Origin of the sequence: Rhodococcus yunnanensis NBRC 103083 (assembly GCF_001895005.1) — a bacterium.
GTDB classification, from domain to species: domain Bacteria; phylum Actinomycetota; class Actinomycetes; order Mycobacteriales; family Mycobacteriaceae; genus Rhodococcoides; species Rhodococcoides yunnanense.
Genome location: NZ_BCXH01000017.1, coordinates 76,839 through 98,769, shown reverse-complemented (window position 1 = coordinate 98,769; position 21,931 = coordinate 76,839). Strand labels below are relative to the sequence as shown.

Genomic DNA, 21,931 nt, shown 5'->3' with positions numbered 1-21,931 from the left:
GTGCAGCTGCGACGAGCAGACGTTCTGGAGGGTGCGATCTCGATTCTCGACGAATACGGACTCGGCGACCTGACCATGCGCAGGCTCGCCACCCTGCTTCACGTGCAGCCCGGTGCGCTCTACTGGCACTTCCCCAACAAGCAGACACTGTTGGGCGCCATCGCGGACCACGTGCTCGCCGACGTCGATGCGCCCGCACGCACGGTTCGCTGGGACGAACAGCTACGCGAAGTGGCCCATCGCGTGCGGAACGCACTGCTCTCGCACCGCGACGGAGCAGAACTGGTCGCAGCCACGTACGCGTCACGGCTCGTGACCAACGGCGTACGCGAACGACTTGCGTCGATATGCATTCGCGCCGGTCTCACACGCGAGAACGCCGAACTGACCGCGGACACCATGCTGTACTACGTACTCGGACAGACGGTCGACGAGCAGTCGCGCATGCAGATGGACTCGGTGGGCGCCCTCACCGACGAGGCATCTCCGCTGTTCGAAAGCCCCGACCCCACCAGCCGATTCGAATTCGGACTCAACCTGTTCGTCGGCGGAGTCCGACACGAACTCGGAGCAGCCGAGCGCATCTGACCGGCCCTCCCCCACCTGGAACCAAACGGTCCGGCTTGGGCCACTCTGTTCCGGCGGCGATCGGGCGTCTACTGACCGCCGAAGATCACACCGAGACCTGCGCTGTTCGCAGTGCTGTTCGCGAACGGGTTGTCGTGCACCATGTACGTCCATGTGGACGTCGGTCGGGCAAGTCCGGCGCTGTCCAGATCGATTCCGTCCTCGGTGATCTCGGCCGATTCGAACGTCGCAACGGCCAATTCGACCGCTTTGGTCGAGACCGTCCTGAAGGCATCGACTGCGATGCGGTGATATTCGTCGAGCGGATTCTCACGCCCGAGCGCCCGCAGATGGATGCTCTCCCGAACGTCGGCGAGGTGCGCCAGGTAGTCGGACCACGAGCGATCGAGGTGGAACAACACGATTCTGCGCGCGACGACCTCCAGTGTCTTCGTCGACACCGTCTTCTCGAGCTCGCTCGCGCGGTCCGGAGCACCGGAGACCAACAGCTGCAGAGCTTCGTCGGACTCGAGCAACGATGTGCGCCTGCGGTCGAGGATCTCGCGATGCTGGGCCGTCAACTGGTTGTATCGCCATGTGCGCGAATGGACTTCGAGCATCGCTCCCTCGGCGATTCGCTGCGCGTGGTCGATCTTGGCCGACACACCTCCCGACGTGATGAGGCCGGTGTCGTCGTGTCGTTTCGGCTGTTCCTTCGGACCGAGATTGGCGACGACGACGTCGTCCTCCCAACTCGAGAAGAACACCGAACGGCCGGGGTCGCCCTGTCTGCCTGCGCGACCGCGGAGCTGGTTGTCCAGTCTCTCGGTCGTGTGTCGTCCCGTCCCGACCACCAGCAATCCGCCGAGATCGACGACGGCGTCCTTGATCGCCGCGTCCTTGGCGCCTTCGGCTCCTCCGAGTTTGATGTCGGTGCCTCGGCCGGCGATCTGGGTGGACACCGTCACAGCTCCGCGAATGCCCGCGCGTGCGATCACCGTCGCTTCCTCGGCGTCGTTCTTGGCGTTGAGCACGACGCTCGAAATTCCGGCGTCCTCCAGCTGCGCTGCGAGATCCTCGGATTCGGCCACGTCGTGAGTACCGATCAGTATCGGCTGCTCGGTCTCGTGGATCGACTTCACGAACGCGACCACCGCTGCGTTCTTGTTCGCAGCGGTGTCGTACACCCGGTCCGGCTCGTCGACACGGATGTTCGGCTGGTTCGGCGGAATCACGGACACACCGAGTCCGTAGAACGTCCTGAGCTGTTCGCCCGCTGCCAGCGCCGTACCCGTCATGCCGCAGACGGTCGAATACCTGCCGATCAGCGCCTGCACGGTGATGGTGTCGAGGATCTCACCGGTCTCGGTCCGGATCAACCGCTCTTTCGTTTCGACAGCGGCCTGCAGACCGTCGGGCCAGCGCTGGAGTTCGGCGACCCGTCCGCGTGATGCGTTGATCAGCTGAACTCTGCCGTCGCGAACTATGTAGTGAACATCGCGCTTGACGAGTACCTGTGCATGCAAAGCGACATTCACCGCCACGAGTGTGGTTCCGACGTGATCCTCCGAATAGAGGTCGATGCCGAATTCCTGCTCGAGACGAGCCGCTCCGTCTTCGGTGAGAAAGACGTTGCGCCCGTCGGCATCGGTGTCGTAGTGCGTTCCCTCGTGGAGCAACCGGATCGCGTCGAACACCTTCTCCGTCGGGACGTCGGCAGACACCGACCCTGCCAGAACCAACGGTACGAGCGCTTCGTCGACGAGAACCGAATCCGCCTCGTCGATCAACGCGACGTCGGGAACCGGCGAGACCAGGTCGGCGACGTCGTCGACCAGATGGTCACGCAGGACGTCGAATCCGATCTCGTTGACCGACGCATACGTGATGTCGCGGGCGTACGCGGCTCGACGCTCGGCCGGGGTCGACGCTTCCGAAACCCACCCGACGCCGATGCCGAGCATCTCGTACAGGGGTGCCATCCATGTCGCGTCACGGTGCGCGAGAAAGTCGTTGATCGACACGACATGGACCCGGCGCCCGGACAACACGTAGCCGACGGCGGCGATCGCGCCGGCGAGCGTCTTTCCTTCACCGGTCGCCATTTCGGCGACGTCGCCCTCGAGCATCCTCACGGCGCCGAGCAATTGGACGTCGAACGGCGTCATGTCGATCGATCGTTCCGCTGCTTCCCGAACGAGTGCCAGATACCGCGGCACATCGAGCTTGTCGATGGCGCCGACACGTAGATCCGATGCTGCTTCGGCGATGTCCGCGTCCGACTTCCCGCTCGCCCACGACGCAAGGCTCGATGCCTGGTCCACGGTGCTTCGAGAACGTGTGTGAGCCTTCTGCGCCGAACGTCCGAGAACGCGCCACAGTCGATCAGAACCCAGAGCCATCTGCCAATCCCTACCTACGACGTCGACTGCGATGCTGCGGGCACCGTTTCGGTCAGCCTACTGATGTCGCACACGCCGAACGGTCTCGCCCGGAGACCACTTGCCCGGGCGTGCGCGAACCAGCGGGTAGCAGCCGAGACCGACCACCGTGGCGGACAGGTGCCCGACGGCCGTGAAATCGACGTCGACGAGAACGGGAACCGTGAAGAACGCCAGCACGCCGACGACGTAGACGTAGCACCACGGCGCAGCGATGCGGTAGGTGAGAACGGCAACGACGCCTGCAAGTCCGTAGCTGACTCCGACATCGAGCGTATTCACCGCCGATGCGGGGGCGTAGTCGTGGCGAATTGCCCAGTACAAGGCGCCCTCGCTGATGTAGGTCGCTGCGACATGCGCGATCACCACGACGCACAACCACCGGAATGTCCCCAGCCAACGCTCGGCCGGCACGTGAAAGACGTTGAACACGACGAAATAGGTGATCCAGCCGCCGCCTGCGAGCCAGAACGCACTCGCGACGAGGACTCGAACGGGGTCTTCGGCAAGATGATGCAGATTGGTCGAACGATTACCCAGCACATGATCGAGCACGTCCGGAGACAGGTGATTCGCCACCACCGACGTGACCAGCAGAATCACCAACCAGACGTAGGTTCCCGGAGCGCGCCGAATGTAGGCCCACACTGCCCGAGGAACAGATCTCCGAGCAGGCAAGGGGACATCGTCCATCCCTCGAGTGTGCGCTGTTTCCGCTGGAATATCGGCGGGTCGAGGTTGTTTACCTCTGTGGGGCCGGAATGCCTCACTCAGCAGGAAGGACGGCAATGGCGCGCTCATACGCGAAGGACCCGAAGTCGCTCGATGGATTGACCCCCGAGCAGTTCAGGGTCACCCAGAAGAACGGCACCGAACGAGCATTCGACAACGAGTACTGGGACAACCACGAGCCAGGTCTCTACGTGGATGTCGTGACCGGCGAGCCGTTGTTCTCCTCGGCCGACAAGTTCGAGAGTCACTCGGGTTGGCCCAGTTTCACCAAGCCTGTCGACAACACCAGTGTCGTCGAGAAGCGAGACTTCAGCCATCTGATGGTTCGGACAGAAGTTCGCTCGGCCACCGGTGACAGCCACTTGGGACACTTGTTCAAAGACGGCCCGAAAGACGAGGGCGGATTGCGCTACTGCATGAATTCTGCTGCGCTGCGATTCGTCCCGGTGGATCGGCTCGAGTCCGAAGGCTACGGTGAATACCGCGCACAGTTCGAAGAATCAACTGCACAGATCGACGGAAGTTCAGACGAAGGAGCGCAGAAGTGACTGCAACCACCGAGACCGCAATCCTCGCCGGAGGATGCTTCTGGGGAGCCCAGGAGCTGATCAGGCATCAGCCGGGCGTCCTGTCGACGCGGGTCGGCTACTCGGGCGGCGACGTTCCGAATGCCACGTACCGCAATCACGGCACACACGCCGAGGCCGTGGAGATCGTGTTCGACCCCTCGGTCATCTCGTTCCGTGATCTCCTCGAGTTCTTCTTCCAGATCCATGATCCGTCCACGAAGAACCGTCAGGGCAACGACATCGGGTTGAGCTATCGCTCGGCGATCTACTACACGTCCGATGAACAGAAGCAGGTGGCACTCGACACCATCGCGGACGTCGACGCCTCCGGCCTGTGGCCGGGCAAAGTGATCACCGAAGTCACCTCCGCGGGCCCGTTCTGGGAAGCCGAACCCGAGCACCAGGACTACCTGCAGAACTATCCGAGCGGTTACACCTGCCACTTCGTACGACCCGGATGGAAGCTGCCGCATCGCGAGGCTGCGAACAGCTGAGCACGATCGATCCCACACTGGCCCCGAGCACATGCTCGGGGCCATTGTGCAGTTCGCGGGCCGTCTACGTACCCGTAGCCCTGCACGCGCCTGACAGGATGTGCACGTGGAAATTCTCATCGTCATGGTGGCCGGGCTGCTGGCCATAGCGGCAGCATCGATGCTCGGCGACCGGATCGGTGTCGCGGCGCCTCTTCTTCTGGTGCTTCTGGGTATCGGCATCAGCGTCCTTCCGTTCGTGCCCGAGATCGAGCTCGAACCCGAATGGATACTCGCCGGAGTTCTTCCGCCGCTGCTGTATTCGGCGTCGGTGTCGATGCCGGCGATGGACTTCCGACGCGAGTTCGGAGCCATCGGCGGACTGTCGGTCCTACTCGTGGTCCTCAGCGCAGTCGTGCTCGGCTTTTTCTTCAGCTGGGTGATTCCGGACCTGAACATCTGGTGGGGCATAGCTCTCGGCGCCATCGTCAGCCCGACCGACGCCGTTGCCACGTCCATAGTCCGCGGTCTACCGGTATCGAAACGCGTCGTGTCGATTCTCGAAGGCGAAGGACTGCTCAACGACGCCACCGCCCTGGTACTGCTGCGCACTGCCATCGCCGGTGCTGCAGCGTCGGTGTCGCTGTGGGGCGTACTCGGCGACTTCGCGTTCGCGGTGGCAGTGGCGGCCGTGATCGGATTCGTGATCGGTCACCTGAATCTCGCCGTTCGATCGCGGGTCGCCGATTCGACCGTCAACACCGTGATCTCGTTCACCGTTCCCTTCCTCGCAGCCATTCCGGCGGAAGAACTCGGTGCATCCGGGTTGGTTGCGGCCGTCGTCGCAGGGCTCGTCACCGGGCACGGGGCGCCGAGGTCACTGTCCCCTCGCCACAGGCTGTCCGACGCTCAGAACTGGCGCGCGGTGGAGCTCGTCTTGGAAGGCGCAGTCTTTCTGACGATGGGCCTCGAACTTGCCTCGATCGTTGCCGACGTCGTCGACGACCATCGAGGTATCGGCAGCGCGGCAGTGATAGCGGCAGGAGCACTCGTGCTCACGATCCTGGTACGTGCAGCATTCGTCGCGCCGCTGATCCGCTGGCTGAGAAGGCGCGCTGCGCGCGGTGAGAGCATGAAGCCGAGGCTGAGCGATGCTGCAGGCAGGCTCGACGGGACCGCTGACGACTACTTGTTCCACGGTCGTCGGCGAGCACCGTCGGCAGGGCAGGTCGAACGGTTTCGGACACGAATACGCCGTGGTCTCGCGGACATCGACTACTTCCTGGCCGCCCCGCTCGACTGGCGGGACGGAACCGTCGTGGTGTGGGCGGGTATGCGGGGTGCCGTGACCCTCGCAGCTGCGCAAACCCTGCCGGAGGACACGCCTGCACGATCACTGCTGATCTTGATCGCCTTTCTCGTCGCCGCCGGGTCACTTCTGTTGCAGGGTGGATCGCTCGAACGCGTCGTGGGCTGGGTCACTCCGCACACCGACGACGACAACGCCGAGGAGGACAACGCTCAGCAGGAAGGAATTCGGCGCCTGCTCATCGACGCCACGACAGAAGGACAGGATCGGTCCGCCGAGATCTCGGCCCAGAGATCGGCTCTCCTCGACGCCCGTGACGACGGGCTGTTCGACGCCGATTCCTTGGAAAGGGCGCTCACCGTGCTCGATGCCGAGCAGATCGGGCTGGAACTGAGGAACCGACCAGAAGGATGACCTCCGGCCAGGTAGGTTGCTGCCCGGTGGTCCACCTGCCATTCTTCCGCTCCTCCCCAGACAGGCCGTCACAGTACCGATCTGCGCAAACACCGGAGCTTGACCTTGACGCAGCGTCAAGGTCGAGAATCAGATCATGCGAATCGGAGTTCTCGCCCAGGCAGCCGGAACCACACCGCGGGCAGTCAGGCACTACCACCGCCTCGGGCTGATTCCCGAAGCGGCGAGAACGTCGTCCGGCTACCGTGACTACTCGATGACGGACCTCGTGCGCCTCATGCGGATTCGACGCCTGGCGTCGAGCGGAGTTCCTCTCGGTTCCATCGCCGCGATGCTGCACGACGGCGCCGACGGCGATGTGATCGACGACCTCACCGAATTGATCGCGAGCATCGAACGCGAACAGAAGGCTCTGGAGACGAAGAAGTCACGATTGCTCGATCTACTCGCGGATGCCGAGGACGGCAGGCCGCTCAGCACACTCCCCCGACCGTTGGCCGATCGCATCGCCGACCTGATCGACGACAGTAACGACGTCACACGCGTCGAACTGGAACGTGAACGCGACCACCTGGAATTGCTTGCACTGTCGGGCGGTCTTTCCGATCAGCTGGCGCTCGCGATGATCGACGCGCTGCGCGAACCCGATGCGGTCGCGTCGTACCTCGCAGTTCTTTCACGATGGTCGGCGTTGTCGGGCGCGGATCCGACATCGATTGCTCACGAGATCGATTCCCTTGCAGACCATGTGGCGACCCTGTTGCACGACGTCGATTTCACCGAGTCCAAGCTGGCCGACAGCCCGATACTCCTGGACATTCACGACGTCGTCCCCGACCTTGCCCAGCGAGCCGTCCTGATGCGAGTGATGAAAGTAGTGGCGCGATGAAATACAGATCGTTGCTCTGGTGGATCACCGGCCGCAGAGCGCCCGTTGCCGACGACTCCGTGGCTTTCACCGCCGAACGCGGCACACTCGGGACGCCGATAGCGTTCGGCGTCGCGGGAGTGATCGAGATGGTAGCGGCCCATCTCCTGGTCCCGTGGCCCTGGCTGCAGTGGACGCTGTTGATCGCGTCGTTGTGGGGGCTGATCTCCTTCGCTGGATTCCTTGCGTTACACAGGGTCCATCCTCATGTCCTGTCGCCCGACGCGTTGACACTGCGATCGAACGGAAAGATCGTCGCCGAGATCCCACGCGAGATGATCGTCGCAGCGCGAGTCCACCGCCGATTCGGCGTCGTGTCCGCGGCGATCGAGGACGGGCGACTGTTTCTGCCTACTCAGGACGGCACCGGCGTCGACATCGAACTGTCGACGCCGGTGGTGGCGGAACTTCCCGCGACACTCGTCACTCGGCGTGTGCAGGAGGCGGTGTCATCGCTCGGTATCCAGGTCGACGACCCAGCGGCCCTGGTGCGAGCGCTTACACCAGCACAGACGCCCGGTCCCGCTGCATCACCGTAGCCACGATCAGTACGACGAACGCCGCGACGGTGATCACCGCGCCGGCCCAGATCGGTGAGGTGTAGCCGAGGCCTGCGGTGATGGTGATACCGCCGATCCATGCGCCGAGTGCGTTGCCCAGGTTGAACGCGGCGATGTTGGCTCCCGACGCCATGGTTGGTGCATCCTCGGCGAACGACATCACGCGCATCTGCAGCCCGGGCACCGTGGCGAACCCGAATGCTCCCATGAGGAACAGAGATGCGACTGTCGCGATTCGACTTTCCGCGGTGACGGCGAAGAACACGAGGACGACCGTCAATGCCGCGAGCAGAATCAACAGGGTTGCCGTGAGGTTCCGGTCGGCGGCCTTTCCACCCAGGTAGTTGCCGATGAACAGACCTGCTCCGAAGAGAATCAGCAGCCACGGAACCGAACTCGCCGCGAATCCACTGACGTCGGTGAGGGTGAAGGCGATGTAGGTGAAGGCTCCGAACATTCCGCCGTAGCCGAGAACTGTGATCGCGATGGACAGCCACACCTGTACGCGCGTGAATGCACCGAGCTCCGCGCGAAGATTTCCGGGCGCTTCCGAATTCGAGGTCGCCGGGACGAGAGCGAGAATCCCGGCCATCGCCACGACTCCGACGACGGTGATGGCCCAGAAGGTCGAACGCCAACCGTAGGTCTGGCCGAGGAACGTTCCGAACGGAACACCGAGCACGTTGGCGGCGGTGAGGCCCGCGAACATCATCGCGATGGCGCCCGCCTTCTTCTCCGGAGCCACCAGGGATGCAGCTACCACGGCGCCGATTCCGAAGAACGCGCCGTGGCACAGAGCTGCCACGACTCTGCCGAGCATCATTGCCTCGTACGAGGAGGCCAACGCGGACATGAGATTGCCTACGATGAACAGCCCCATCAACGCGACGAGTACGTTCTTGCGCGGAAATCGCGTGACCAGAGCGGTCACACCGAGTGCGCCGACGACGACGCTGAGTGCGTAGCCGGTGATGAGCCACCCTGCGGTCGCCTCGGACACGCCGAAATCGGAGGCTACTTCCGGTAGTAGCCCCATGATGACGAACTCGGTCAGACCGATGCCGAACCCACCGATGGCAAGTGCGAGCAGACCTAACGGCATGAGAAGAACTCCTTGATCGATGCACGAGCTGATATCTAGCGTATGCATGTAGTTGCACACGCGTCGTAAATAGTTGCACACGCGTCATTACTGCGCAAGCTGCTAAAGTCGACCGTGTTCACGGCACAAGGAGCACGTCATGGGAATCGCAGACGATTCATCACTCATCCGCGCACAAGGGTGGAGAACGCTGGCTGCGTTGCATGCTCACATCGAAGGCGACCTGGAGCGGACGCTGCAGACCGAGCACTCACTGTCGGTCGTCGAGTACACGGTCCTCGATGCATTGAGCCGCCAGGACGGGTGGCACATGCGCATGCAACAACTCGCCCGGGCATCGGCTTTGAGCAGTAGCGCGACGACTCGCCTCGTGAATCGACTGGAGGACCGAGGAATTCTCACCCGCATTCTGTGCAAGGACGACCGACGCGGCATCTACACCGAACTCACCGAAGACGGCCGCGCTCTCCTCGACCGGGCACGCCCTACACACGACGCGGTGCTCGAAAATGCCCTGGCGTCGGCGCGAGAGCTCCCGGAGCTGGCATCGCTGGTCGACGCCATTCACGCTTTACCCACCGGAGCGTCGGCGTCCGTTGCGTGATTGTTCACCCGAGGCTTCGGACCAGTATCGTGTGGCCGAGTAACAGAACGCCGTCCTGATACACGTCGACCGTCGGAGCCTTCCCCCTCTTATGCATGCGCATTACCAACCACTCGGCGTATCGGACCGGCCTGCCGAAACGAGTGCGCCGAGCGCACGGCCGGATGTTCGCCGCGATCTCAACGGTCTCCGCGGCGTCGCGATCGCCCTCGTCGTGGTGTTCCACATCTGGATGGGCCGCGTCTCGGGCGGTGTCGACGTCTTTCTGACGTTGACGGGATTCTTCTTCACTGCGTCCCTGATCCGAACCGCCCAGTCGGGCGGCAGCCTGAATCCGCTGACACGTGTCGGCCGCATACTGAGGCGGCTGGGACCACCCCTTGTTCTCGTCCTGATGGGCATCGCGGTGGCAACCGTGGTGGTTCTGCCGCGCACCCGCTGGGCGGATGTCGGTGATCAACTCGTCTCCGGAGTCTTCTTCTTCGCCAACTGGGAACTGGCGTGGACATCGCAGGACTACCTTGCTGCCGATCCCACCGTCAGCCCGGTTCAGCATCTGTGGTCCGTCGCAGTGCAGTTTCAGTTCTATCTACTGGCCATCGCGGTTGTCTTCGGACTGTCCGCACTCCTTCGAAAGTCCCGTGGTGGCGGTCGCACCAGCCCGCATCCGCGACTGTTTCTCGTCCTGTTCGCCGGTGCTGCCCTCTTGTCCTTCGTCTACGCCGCAGACGGAGCGACACGCCTGCAGTCGTGGAACTACTACGACACGGGCGCACGTCTGTGGGAGATCATGACCGGCGCTGCGTTGGCAGCGCTGTTCGCCGCACGAGCCAGTACGGCCCCCACGCAGGAGTCCCGGCCGAGACGGGCTGCACTGACCGTCCTTGCCGTCGCCGGACTCGGCGCGATCGTCGGCTGCGGGTTCGTCCTCGACGGGGTTCAGAAGTTTCCCGGACCGTGGGCACTCGTCCCGGTCCTCGCCACGATCGCACTCGTTCTCGCCGGACCGCAGACACCTGTCGCCCGCGTGCTCAGTACCCGTTTCGGGCTGTGGCTCGGATCGATCGCGTTTCCCCTGTACCTGTGGCACTGGCCGATTCTGATTTTCTGGCTGTCCGTCTCGGGAGAATCCTCGGCGAGTATCCCTGCGGGCACGTTGATCATCGCGGCGTCGGTCGTCTTGGCGATGGTGACCGTCCGACTCGTCGAGAAGCCTCTGCAGGCACCGACGTGGACGGTGCCGAGGATCACGATCACCGCAGTGGCCACCTCCATGGCCGCCGCCGTCATTGCAGGCTCGGTCGGCTGGAACTTCTACATCGACCGGACGGTGGCCCAGCTGCAGGCCTCCGATTCGAGCGATCTCAGTACACACCCTGGAGCGCTCGTGATGACCGACGGCGCCCTCGCCGAGGATGCCGACGCCACGCCGGCACTGTTCTCCGCACCGGAGGACCTACCGATCACCACCATCGAAGGTTGCATCGCCGACTTCGACACGAGCGAGGTGATCAGCTGCGAATACGGCGATCCGGACGCGACTCGCACCGTCGCGCTCGCGGGGAGCTCCCATGCCGAACACTGGATCACGGCACTCGATCTGCTCGGCCGTCAGAACGGGTTCCGTGTCGTCACCTACTTGAAGATGGGATGTCCTCTCACTGTCGGGACCATGCCGATGCTCGGCGACGCGGAGTATCCCGGGTGTCTCGATTGGACGCAGGCAGTTCTCGGCGATATCGAACAGACCCATCCGGACTACGTCTTCACCACCTCGACACGACCGCGCGAGGACGGCCCCGGCGACTACACCCCCGATTGGTACGTGCAGGTCTGGGCCGATCTGTCCGCCCACGGAGTTCCGGTTCTCGCGATGCGCGACAACCCGTGGCTCGAGCGAGACGGCATCGCGTACCGGGCGATCGACTGCCTAGCGGACGGCGGGACCGCCACCTCGTGCGGGATGCCGCGTGCCAACGCACTCGATCCACTCGACCCCGCTCTCGCGGCGTCGTTCAGATTCCCCTCGGTCCTTCCGCTCGACATGTCGAAGGCACTCTGCGACGACGACATCTGCCGGGTGATCGTCGGCAACGTTCTGATCTATCGCGACGAACATCACCTGACCGCGACCTACATGCGGACGCTGACCACCGAACTGGGCCGTCAGATGGCAGCGGCCACCGGTTGGTGGTGAGACGGTTCGATCGCGCCACAGTAGGGTTGATCCATGACTGAGGACGCATCCATCGAACCATCCGCGATCGCAGTCTGGCCCGGCTCGGCCTACCCGCTCGGTGCCACCTACGACGGTGCAGGAACCAACTTCGCGCTGTTCTCCGAAGTCGCCGATGCCGTCGATCTGTGCCTCATCGCCGACGACGGCACCGAGACGCGTATCAGATTCGAAGAGTCCGACGGATACGTCTGGCACGGATATCTCCCGTCGGTGGTACCCGGACAGAAATACGGCTACCGCGTACATGGCCCGTGGGATCCGGCGAACGGGCATCGCTGCGACCCCAGCAAGTTGCTGCTCGATCCGTACGGAAAAGCATTCGAGGGCGAGTTCGACGGCGACCGCTCCCTGTTCTCCTACAGCTTCGACGCTCCTGATCCGGAGGACGCAGCGGCCCCTGAGAAGCCGTTCGAGGACGACAACGACCTGGCCGATCCGGACGGCGAGATCGTCGAGTCCGAACCGCTCGCGCACGATGTGTCGCCGAGCAACGACTTCCCGCAACACGACTCGCTCGGTCACACCATGACCACCGTCGTCATCAATCCGTTCTTCGATTGGCAAGCCGACCGCGCGCCCCGACGGCCGTATCACGAGACGGTCATCTACGAGGCCCACGTCAAGGGCATGACCGTCACCCACCCGGACGTGCCGGAATCGCTGCGCGGCACCTACGCCGGGCTCGCACATCCCGCGATCATCGACCATCTGCTGAACCTCGGAATCACCGCGATCGAGCTGATGCCGGTGCACCAGTTCATGCAGGACCAGACGCTGCTCGACCAGGGACTCCGAAATTACTGGGGCTACAACACTTTCGGATTCCTGGCCCCACACGCCGACTACTCCTCGAATCCGACCGCGGGCGCGGCCGTGACCGAGTTCAAAGCGATGGTGCGAGCATTCCACGCGGCCGGTATCGAGGTGATCCTCGACGTCGTCTACAACCACACCGCCGAGGGCAATCACATGGGCCCGACCATCAGCTTCCGTGGAATCGACAACGCCGCCTACTACCGAGTCGTCGACGGTGACAACGCGCACTACATGGACTACACCGGCACCGGAAACAGCCTCAACGCTCGCCACCCACACACGCTGCAACTGATCATGGACTCGCTTCGGTACTGGGTCACCGAAATGCACGTGGACGGTTTCCGGTTCGACCTCGCCTCGACTCTTGCACGCGAACTTCACGACGTCGACCGACTGAGCGCATTCTTCGACCTCGTACAGCAGGACCCGATCGTCAGCCAGGTCAAGCTCATCGCCGAGCCGTGGGACATCGGTGAAGGCGGCTACCAGGTCGGCAACTTCCCCGGATTGTGGACCGAATGGAACGGCAAGTACCGCGACACCGTTCGCGACTACTGGCGCGGCGAGCCTGCCACGCTCGGTGAGTTCGCCTCCCGGCTCACCGGATCTTCGGACCTGTACGAAGCGACGGGTCGACGACCGGGTGCCAGCATCAACTTCGTCATCGCGCACGACGGTTTCACCCTGAACGACCTCGTGTCCTACAACGACAAGCACAACGAGGCCAACGGCGAGAACAACAACGACGGCGAGAGCCACAATAGGTCGTGGAACTGCGGGGTGGAGGGCCCGACCGACGACCCCGAGATCCTCGAACTTCGTGGCCGCCAGATTCGCAACATCATGGCCACACTGCTGCTCAGCCAGGGCACCCCGATGATCGCGCACGGCGACGAACTCGGACGGACACAGCAGGGCAACAACAACGTCTACTGCCAGGACTCCGAGTTGGCATGGATGGACTGGTCTCTCGCCGAGACCAACGCGGACCTCATCGAGTTCACCAAGACTGCGATCGCGCTGCGCAACGACCATCCGGTCTTCCGTCGTCGACGATTCTTCGAGGGCAGGCCCATCCGAAGCGGTGAGCAGGCACGCGACATCGCATGGCTCACACCGTTCGGGGAAGAGATGACACCCGAGGACTGGGACAGCGGATTCGGCAAGAGCCTCACCGTCTTCCTCAACGGCGACGGAATCCCCGAGCCCAATCAGCGCGGTGAACGCGTCGTCGACGACTCGTTCCTGCTGTGTTTCAACGCACATCACGAGACGATCGAGTTTTTGACACCCGACGGTGAGTACGCGAAGGAGTGGACTGTCGCACTCGACACAGCTGTTCCGACGGGATCGAGTGAAAATGTCATCGAAGCGGGTACACCGGTGAAGGTGGCTGCCCGGTCACTCCTCGTTCTACGAAAGACGGACTGACACTGTGTTGACCCCTTCGAGGCCGATTCCGTCCAGCACCTATCGACTGCAACTCCGCCCGGACGGGTTCACGTTGGAGGATGCCCGAGGCATCGTCGACTATCTCGACGATCTCGGCGTCACCCATGCATATCTGTCTCCCGTGCTCGCTGCCACCGAAGGATCGACCCACGGATACGACGTCGTCGATCCCACTGCCGTCTCCCCTGCACTCGGCGGCAGACCCGCACTCGAGGCGCTGGCAGCGGAGCTGCACGCACGGGGTATGGGTGCGGTCGTCGACATCGTCCCCAACCATGTCGGCGTCGATGATCCACGACAGAACCAGTGGTGGTGGGACGTACTCACCGCAGGCCGTGACTCGGAGTACGCAGCCTTCTTCGACATCGACTGGGCCGAGGACAACGGTGCCGACGGCAAGATCGCGCTACCGGTCCTGGGCTCCGAGGAGGACGCTGCCGAGCTGACGATCGACCGCAGTGGAGCTGCGCCGCTCCTGGCCTACTACGACCACAGGTTTCCCATCGCCGAGGGCACCGACGGCGACGATGCGCAGGCCGTACACGATGCGCAGGCCTATCGCCTGGTCAGCTGGAAAGCCGGACTCGTGGGGTACCGCCGCTTCTTCTCGGTCAACGGGCTGGCAGGCCTTCGCCAAGAGGACTTCGACGTCTTCACCGCCTCACACGTGGAGATCGCGAGCTGGATGAAGGACGGTCTGGTCGACGGTATCCGCGTCGATCATCCCGACGGCCTTGCCGACCCGGCGGGTTACCTGACCGAGCTGCGCGAGTTGATGGGACCGGACCGCTGGCTCGTCGTCGAGAAAATTCTCGCACGCGGTGAACCTCTCGACGAGTCCCTACCCGTCGACGGCACAACGGGTTACGACGCTTTGGCCGATCTCGGTGGAGTCTTCGTCGACCCCGCAGGTGCCGGGGCGCTGAGCGATCTCAGCCGCGCCCGTACCGGATTCTCGGGCGACCCGACGTGGCTTCACGAGTCCGAGCTGGAGCTCAAACGCTCGGTCGCACAGGGAGATCTGGCACCCGAGGTCCGGCGCCTGACCCGGGCGATCATCAGAGAATCACGATCGGACGTCCCCTTCGAGGACGTGCGCGAGGCCGTCGTCGCTCTGGTGTCGCACATGCCGTACTACCGATCCGACTACGCGCCCCTGGCCGGAACCGTGCCTCGTGTCCTCGGCGCGATACTGGCGACGAACCCGGCCCTCGAAGCCGGATCGAATGCCGTCGCAACGGCACTCGTCATCGGCGACGAGTCGGCGGTCAGGTTCGAGCAGGTGTGCGGCGCCGTGACGGCGAAGGGCGTCGAGGACTGCTTGTTCTACCGTGCGACACGGCTGATCTCGCTGCAAGAGGTCGGCGGCGACCCGGCCGATTTCGGCGTGGCTCCCGCCCAGTTCCATCTCGCGAACGCGGACCGCGCGGCGCGGTGGCCTGCTGCGATGACAACGCTGTCCACCCACGACACCAAGCGGGGCGAGGACGTACGTGCTCGCATCGGCGTCCTGTCGCAGACACCCGAATTGTGGGCACGGTGCATCGCAGACTGGGAGTTGCTGGTGCCGAGCCCGGACGGCGCAACCGGACTCTTCTTGTGGCAGAACATCTTCGGCGTCTGGCCGGCCGACGGGGTCGTCACCGACGAGCTACGGTCGCGAATTCACGCCTACGCGGAGAAGGCGATTCGCGAGGCAGGTCTTCGCACCGGGTGGAACGACGTCGACGACACCTTCGAGGCATCGGTGCACCAGTGGGTGGACTCGATCACCCGGGGATCGGTCGCCGATTCGCTGACATTGCTCGTCACACGACTCGACCCACACGGCCGCAGTGATGCGCTCGGTCAGAAGCTCCTTCACCTCGTCGGACCCGGCATTCCAGATGTCTACCAGGGCACCGAATTGTGGGACGACTCGCTCGTCGACCCGGACAACCGACGTCCGGTCGACTACACCGTTCGTCGACATCTACTGTCGGGCACCACATCTACTGCCGCCACCACCGACCCGGCGGCAAAGTTCCATGTCGTCCGAACCGCGCTGCGACTACGCCGCGAGCGTTCCGCCAGCTTCGTCGGCGGAACGTATGCTCCGGTGCAGGCAACAGGATCGGCGTCGACGCACGTGCTCGGATTCTCGCGCGGCCCCGAGCTCGACGATCCCGATGTGCTCGCGCTGGCAACCAGGCACTCGTTGACCCTCGCCGCCGAAAGTCAGGACCCGCACCAGGGTTGGGGAACGACATCGGTGGTACTCCCCCCTGGACAGTGGCGTGACCGGCTCACCGAATCGGTGTACACCGGCGAGAGCACGGCAGCCGAGCTGTTCCGGGCGCTACCTGTGGCGTTGCTGGTCCGCGAGAACGCAGGAGAGCAAGACCGATGAACCACCGCTTCGAGGTATGGGCACCGACTCCGACGACAGTTCGCCTACACCTGGACGGTGAACTCCATCCGATGCAGCGACGGGACGACGGGTGGTGGTTCGTCGACGCAGAGGCCGAGGCCGACAGCAGGTACGGCTACGTTCTGGACGACGACGCCGCCGTTCTGCCCGACCCGCGTTCACCCCGCCAGCCGGACGGCGTACACGAGCTCTCCCAGGTGCATCGACTCGACGAATCGGCATGGACGGACGACGCGTGGACCGGCCGTCAGCTGCAAGGCGGAGTCGTGTACGAATTGCACACCGGCACATTCACATCCGAGGGTACGTTCGATGCGGCGATCGGCAAGCTCGACCACCTCGTCGACCTCGGCGTCACGTTCGTGGAGATCATGCCGGTCAACGGCTTCAACGGCACCCACAACTGGGGCTACGACGGCGTTCTCTGGTACACCGTCCACGAGGCGTACGGCGGCCCGGACGGATTGCAACGCCTGGTGAACGCCTGCCACAACCGCGGATTGGCGGTGGTGCTGGACGTGGTCTACAACCATCTCGGCCCGTCGGGAAACTATTTGGAGAAGTACGGCCCGTACATGGCGCAGGGCGCCAACACGTGGGGACAGTCCATCAACTACGCCGAAGCGAATTCCGGCACCGTACGCAGATACGCCATCGAGAACGCACTGCGATGGTTCTCGGAGTTCCACATCGACGGTCTACGGCTCGATGCGGTCCACGCGATCGTCGACCACACCGCGGTGCATCTGCTCGAAGAACTGGCGATCGACACGCGCAGACTCTCGGCGCATCTCGGGCGCCCACTCACATTGATCGCCGAGAGCGATCTCAACGACCCCTCCCTCATCACGCCGAGGTCGGGTGGCGGTTACGGTCTCGACGCACAGTGGGACGACGACCTCCATCACGCCATCCACGCTGCAGTCTCGGGTGAGCGCCAGGGTTACTACGGCGACTTCGGATCCTTGCAGGCACTGGCGAACACGGTGCGGCAAGGGTTCTTCCACGCCGGAACGTATTCCACCTTCCGGGGCCGTCGGCACGGTCGTCCGATCGACACCAGGCGCGTCCCGGCAAGTTCGTTCGTCGCGTACACCACGACACACGACCAGGTCGGCAATCGCGCCACCGGAGACCGACCGGGCTTCTACCTCTCCCCCGGGCAGTTGGCCGTCAAAGCAGCGTTGGTGCTCGCCTCGCCGTACACGCCGATGCTCTTCATGGGCGAGGAATGGGGCGCGTCGACGCCATTCCAGTTCTTCACATCCCATCCGGAGCCGGAGCTGGGCAAGGCGACAGCCGACGGAAGAAAGGCCGAGTTCGCCGAACACGGCTGGGACAGTGCAGACATCCCCGATCCACAGGACCCGGAGACATTCCTCAGGTCCAAGCTCGACTGGACCGAACTCGGCAGCGGAGACCACGCGAGATTGCTCGAGGTCTATCGCGGATTGCTTCGGCTGCGCCGCCAATACGCGGAGTTGACCGATCCGTGGCTCGAAAACCTGACCGTCGACTACGACGAGGACGAACAGTGGATCGTCATCCATCGTGGTTCGATTCGCCTGGTGTGCAACCTTTCTCCGAATGACGTGACCGTTCCGGTCGGCGGCACCCCACTTCTGTCGTGGGAGCCGCCGACATCGGACGAAACCGGTTCGGCAACAAGAATTCCCGGTCATTCGTTCACTATTCTCGCTGCATCACCGCCCGCGTATGGACGGTAACTGCCCGATGTGAACCCTCACACTCGGGTGCGCATTCGCACCAGCACTGCGACGGCAGTCACGGCCAGCACGACGGCCGTGGCCACCGACGCCGCGTGCATTCCGTTCACGAACGCTGCGTGCGCCGAATCGCTGAGCAGTTCCGCCGCACGCTCGGGCAGGCTTCGCGCGACCTCGGTCGCGCCGCCGAGTGTCTCCTGCGCCGCCGCAGCCTGCGACGGCTCCAGACCCGACACGTCGAGGCCGCGTCGGAAGTACGACATCACAACGGTGCCGAGTATTGCGACGCCCAGGGCTATGCCGAGTTCGTAGGCCGTCTCGGACACAGCGGACGCCGCGCCCGCCCTTTCCGGTTCGACGGAACTGACCACGAGGTCCGAAGTCAAGGTCAGCGCGATTCCCGCACCAGCCCCGACCAGAACGAAGCCCAAGATGAACAACGTCGGACCGGAGTCGACGCCGAGGCCGAACAACAGTGCTGCGCCCACAGCAGAGAATGCGAGACCGCCCGCCAGGACCGTTGCCGGACGCCACACCCTGATCAGGTAGGCAGCGACAAGCGAGGTCACGATGCTCGACGCCGTCCCCGGCAACAGCAGCAGCCCCGCCTCCAGCGGACTGTTACCCAGAACGAGCTGCACGTACTGCGCACCGAAGAACAGCACGCCCGCAAGGGCGAACACCGACAGGAAGTTGGTGAACACGGCCGTCGAGAACGCAGGTTTGGCGAAGAGCCGCAGATCGATCATCGGAACGTCGAGAACCTTCTGGCGCCGGACGAAGACGATGCCTGCCACGAGTCCGATCACAGCGGCAAGAGCATTCACACCACTGAATCCGTGGGCTGCGGTTTCCTTGACGGCGTAGACGAGTGGTACGAGTGCGAGCATCGACAGACCTGCACTGACCAGGTCGAACTTGCCCGGATTCGGATCCTTCGACTCCGGTATCACTAGCGGACCGAGCGCGATCAACGCGATCATGACGGGGATGTTGACGAGAAATACCGATCCCCACCAGAAATGCTCCAGCAACCAGCCTCCGACCAGCGGACCTGCCGCTGCTCCGCCACCTGCCATCGCACCCCACACACCGATCGCCGTGACGCGCTGGCGGGGGTCTGTGAACATGGTTCGGATCAGACCGAGTGTCGCAGGCATCAATGTTGCGCCCGACAGTCCTTGCAATACACGGGCGGCGATCAGCATTTCCGGGCTGACCGAGAACGCAGCGACAACAGATGCGACACCGAAGCCTGCCGCGCCGATCAGCAGCAGTTTCCGACGACCGATTCGATCGCCGAGCGTGCCCATCGTGATGAGCAGGCCCGCGAGCACGAACGAGTAGACATCGATGATCCAGAGCAGTTGATTGCTGCTCGGCGCAAGATCGGAGCTGATGAACGGAAGGGCGAGATCGAGCACCGTCCCGTCGACGGCGATCAACAGCACGGCGAACGCCAATACGATCAGCCCGAACCAGTCCCGTGTCGTCGCCTTACCGACAACGGCGGGTTGCATGCTCGGCATGCGCAACTCACTCACGATTTCTCCTCGACCCATTCCCGCGACTGAACCGTCCAGCCGGTACAGTAGCCCAGGCTAGCAGCCGACCGTCCAGCCGGTAAAGCGAATTCTGTATGGTCGACGTCATGTCGTCCGACACCCGAGACCGAATCCTCGACGCACTCGAAGAGATGCTTCTCGACCAGGGACTGACCAAGGTGACCCTGGAGAACGTCGCAGCAAAGGCAGGCGTGTCCAAAGGTGGCCTGCTGTACCACTTCAATACCAAGGACGCGATGATCGCCGCGATGGTGCGAAGGCTCGGCGACCGCTCCGATCAGCAGCGCGCGCAGGCCGCTGCGGGAGGAACGACCGTCGCCCACTGGTATCTTCAGCCACCCGCCTCGATCTCGGAGAAGGAAACCGCGCTGTACCGGTCGACGCTGGCGGTGCTGCGAAGCGTCGACGGCAACCCGGGCGAGATCCAACAGGCCGTCACCGAGGTCATGCGACTGTGGGACGAGGGTTTACGGGCCGAAATTCCGGACCCGGTGACCGCCGAGATCGTTCGACTCGTAGGCGACGGTATCTACCTGGGTGCGCTCCTCGATCTCCCCGCGGTGGATCCGGGACTCCACCAACGGGTCGTCGAACGCCTGCTCGGCTCGACCGGCGATCAGGTCAAGTAGCGGTACGCGGGAGAACCCGGCTCCAGCTGTTCCACCGTCAAGCGCGACGATCGCATCCGCTCGAGCAACGCGCTCAGGCCCGTCGCAACCCCGAGCTCGACACCGACCAACGCGGCGCCGGTCTCGCGGTTGTTGCGCTTGACGTACTCGAACAGAGTGATGTCGTCGTCGGGGCCGAGTACCTCGTCCAGGAACCGGCGAAGCGCACCGGGCTCCTGCGGGAAGTCGACCAGGAAGTAATGCTTCAAGCCCAGGTGCACCAGTGAGCGTTCGAGGATCTCGCCGTACCTCGACACATCGTTGTTGCCGCCCGATATCAGGCACACGACGGTGCTCCCCGGCGCCACCGATATCTGCTGCAACGCAGCGACACTCAATGCGCCTGCAGGCTCGGCTATGACACCCTCGTTCTGATACAGCTCCAACATCGCCGTGCAGATCGCGCCCTCGTCGATCTGGGTCATCAGGAACGGCCCAGCGGTCTCGTCACTTCGGGGAAACGCGGGCGCAGTGACGAGTGGCAGCGACGCATGCGACACCACCTGGGCACCGAGGTACTGCAACGCCGCGTACGGGACGTCGCCGATGCGGCGCACCGCTGCACCATCGACGAACGGGTCGATGTCGGACAGCGTGACCGGTCCACCGGCAACAAGTGCTGCCGTCATCGATGCAGCACCGGATGGTTCGACCCCGACGAGTGCGGTCGACGGCGACCTCTCCCGCAGATACGCCGAGATGCCCGCAATGCACCCACCACCACCGACCGGCATGACGACGGTATCGGGGGCCGACCCCAACTGCTCGACGATCTCCGCGGCGATGGTGCCCTGGCCCGCAACGGTGCGTTCGTCGTCGAACGGCGGGACCATCGTGGCTCCGGTCCGGACGACATCCGCGGCCGCGGCTTCGGCGGCTGCGTCGAATGTGTCGCCGGTGACGATGAGCTCGACGAACTCACCCCCGTGCACACGGATCCGGTCGCGCTTCTGCTTGGGAGTGTTGGCGGGTACGTAGATCCTGCCGTTCACCTTCATCGAACGGCAGGCGAAGGCCACACCCTGCGCATGGTTACCCGCACTGGCCGTCACCACTCCGACCGCCAGTTCCTCGGCGCTCAGCTGTGCCATCAAGTTGTATGCGCCGCGAATCTTGTACGAGCGCACGATCTGCAGGTCCTCGCGCTTGAGATACACACGCGCGCCGGTAGCGGCGGACAGCCGCTCGCAGTACTGCAGTGGCGTCGCAGCAACCACGCCCGAAATTCGCCGCGCAGCCTCGTCGATGTCATCCGCGGTCACGGGGAACCGGCGGCTGCTCGATACGACTGCTTCAGGCGATTGGGACACGAGCTACATGCTGCCACCAGCGCAGTTCTCGCCCCGAACCGGGCG

The 21,931-nt window shown here is 63.9% G+C and carries 17 protein-coding genes; 12 read left to right on the top strand and 5 right to left on the bottom strand.

Features of this window, described 5'->3' with window-relative positions:
- Entirely contained in the window at window positions 1–588 is a 588-nt protein-coding gene (locus RY1_RS23020; protein WP_072806372.1) for a TetR/AcrR family transcriptional regulator C-terminal domain-containing protein, read from the top strand.
- 68 nt (window positions 589–656) lie between these two features.
- Here RY1_RS23020 and secA2 read toward each other — a convergent pair whose 3' ends face one another.
- Together secA2 and RY1_RS23010 are read right to left on the bottom strand one after the other, a co-directional pair.
- Window positions 657–2,969 carry an accessory Sec system translocase SecA2 gene (gene secA2, locus RY1_RS23015; protein WP_072806371.1) on the bottom strand — a complete coding sequence of 771 codons (2,313 nt, stop codon included), beginning with the start codon at window positions 2,967–2,969 and terminating at the stop codon, window positions 657–659.
- A gap of 57 nt (window positions 2,970–3,026) precedes the next feature.
- A complete protein-coding gene (locus RY1_RS23010; protein WP_072806370.1) occupies window positions 3,027–3,701 on the bottom strand; it encodes a rhomboid-like protein in 675 nt (224 codons plus the stop codon).
- A gap of 95 nt (window positions 3,702–3,796) precedes the next feature.
- Here RY1_RS23010 and msrB point away from each other — a divergent pair, with 95 nt between their 5' ends.
- From msrB to RY1_RS22985, 5 genes are all read left to right on the top strand, one after another.
- Window positions 3,797–4,288, top strand: coding sequence for a peptide-methionine (R)-S-oxide reductase MsrB (gene msrB, locus RY1_RS23005; RefSeq protein ID WP_072806369.1), 492 nt, complete (start codon window positions 3,797–3,799; stop codon window positions 4,286–4,288).
- Window positions 4,285–4,803: a peptide-methionine (S)-S-oxide reductase MsrA gene (msrA, locus tag RY1_RS23000; protein ID WP_072806368.1), complete on the top strand. Its 519-nt coding sequence runs from the start codon at window positions 4,285–4,287 to the stop codon at window positions 4,801–4,803. The genes msrB and msrA overlap by 4 nt, the downstream gene beginning before the upstream one ends.
- Window positions 4,804–4,927: 124 nt before the next feature.
- Window positions 4,928–6,505, top strand: a complete 1,578-nt coding sequence (locus tag RY1_RS22995) for a cation:proton antiporter (protein WP_072806423.1) — start codon at window positions 4,928–4,930, stop codon at window positions 6,503–6,505.
- Between the two features lie 136 nt (window positions 6,506–6,641).
- A complete protein-coding gene (locus RY1_RS22990) occupies window positions 6,642–7,394 on the top strand; it encodes a helix-turn-helix domain-containing protein (RefSeq protein WP_072806367.1) in 753 nt (250 codons plus the stop codon).
- On the top strand, window positions 7,391–7,972 hold the full coding sequence (locus tag RY1_RS22985) for a hypothetical protein (protein ID WP_072806366.1): 582 nt from the start codon (window positions 7,391–7,393) through the stop codon (window positions 7,970–7,972). The genes RY1_RS22990 and RY1_RS22985 overlap by 4 nt, the downstream gene beginning before the upstream one ends.
- On the opposite strand, the gene RY1_RS22980 is transcribed toward RY1_RS22985, so the two are convergent.
- Complete coding sequence (locus RY1_RS22980) at window positions 7,932–9,095, bottom strand: MFS transporter (RefSeq protein WP_072806365.1); 1,164 nt, start codon at window positions 9,093–9,095, stop codon at window positions 7,932–7,934. The genes RY1_RS22985 and RY1_RS22980 overlap by 41 nt on opposite strands.
- Before the next feature lie 139 nt (window positions 9,096–9,234).
- Here RY1_RS22980 and RY1_RS22975 point away from each other — a divergent pair, with 139 nt between their 5' ends.
- The 5 genes from RY1_RS22975 to treZ all read left to right on the top strand — a co-directional run bounded on the left by RY1_RS22975 (window position 9,235) and on the right by treZ (window position 18,343).
- Entirely contained in the window at window positions 9,235–9,699 is a 465-nt protein-coding gene (locus tag RY1_RS22975) for a MarR family winged helix-turn-helix transcriptional regulator (protein WP_072806364.1), read from the top strand.
- 91 nt (window positions 9,700–9,790) lie between these two features.
- The gene (locus RY1_RS22970) at window positions 9,791–11,896 is read left to right on the top strand and encodes an acyltransferase family protein (protein ID WP_072806363.1); all 2,106 of its coding nucleotides are present in this window, start codon (window positions 9,791–9,793) and stop codon (window positions 11,894–11,896) included.
- 33 nt (window positions 11,897–11,929) lie between these two features.
- Window positions 11,930–14,185, top strand: a complete 2,256-nt coding sequence (gene glgX, locus RY1_RS22965; protein WP_072806362.1) for a glycogen debranching protein GlgX — start codon at window positions 11,930–11,932, stop codon at window positions 14,183–14,185.
- Window positions 14,186–14,192: 7 nt separating this feature from the next.
- Window positions 14,193–16,595: a malto-oligosyltrehalose synthase gene (gene treY / locus RY1_RS22960; protein ID WP_072806422.1), complete on the top strand. Its 2,403-nt coding sequence runs from the start codon at window positions 14,193–14,195 to the stop codon at window positions 16,593–16,595.
- Window positions 16,592–18,343 carry a malto-oligosyltrehalose trehalohydrolase gene (gene treZ / locus RY1_RS22955; protein WP_072806361.1) on the top strand — a complete coding sequence of 584 codons (1,752 nt, stop codon included), beginning with the start codon at window positions 16,592–16,594 and terminating at the stop codon, window positions 18,341–18,343. The genes treY and treZ overlap by 4 nt, the downstream gene beginning before the upstream one ends.
- Before the next feature lie 17 nt (window positions 18,344–18,360).
- Here the strand turns inward: treZ and RY1_RS22950 are convergent, their stop codons facing one another.
- Complete coding sequence (locus tag RY1_RS22950; protein ID WP_072806360.1) at window positions 18,361–19,872, bottom strand: MFS transporter; 1,512 nt, start codon at window positions 19,870–19,872, stop codon at window positions 18,361–18,363.
- 122 nt (window positions 19,873–19,994) lie between these two features.
- Between RY1_RS22950 and RY1_RS22945 the strand changes: the two genes are divergently transcribed.
- The gene (locus RY1_RS22945) at window positions 19,995–20,537 is read left to right on the top strand and encodes a TetR/AcrR family transcriptional regulator (RefSeq protein WP_072806421.1); all 543 of its coding nucleotides are present in this window, start codon (window positions 19,995–19,997) and stop codon (window positions 20,535–20,537) included.
- Here RY1_RS22945 and ilvA read toward each other — a convergent pair.
- On the bottom strand, window positions 20,525–21,886 hold the full coding sequence (gene ilvA, locus RY1_RS22940) for a threonine ammonia-lyase IlvA (RefSeq protein WP_072806359.1): 1,362 nt from the start codon (window positions 21,884–21,886) through the stop codon (window positions 20,525–20,527). The genes RY1_RS22945 and ilvA overlap by 13 nt on opposite strands.
- Between the last annotated feature and the right edge of the window lie 45 nt (window positions 21,887–21,931).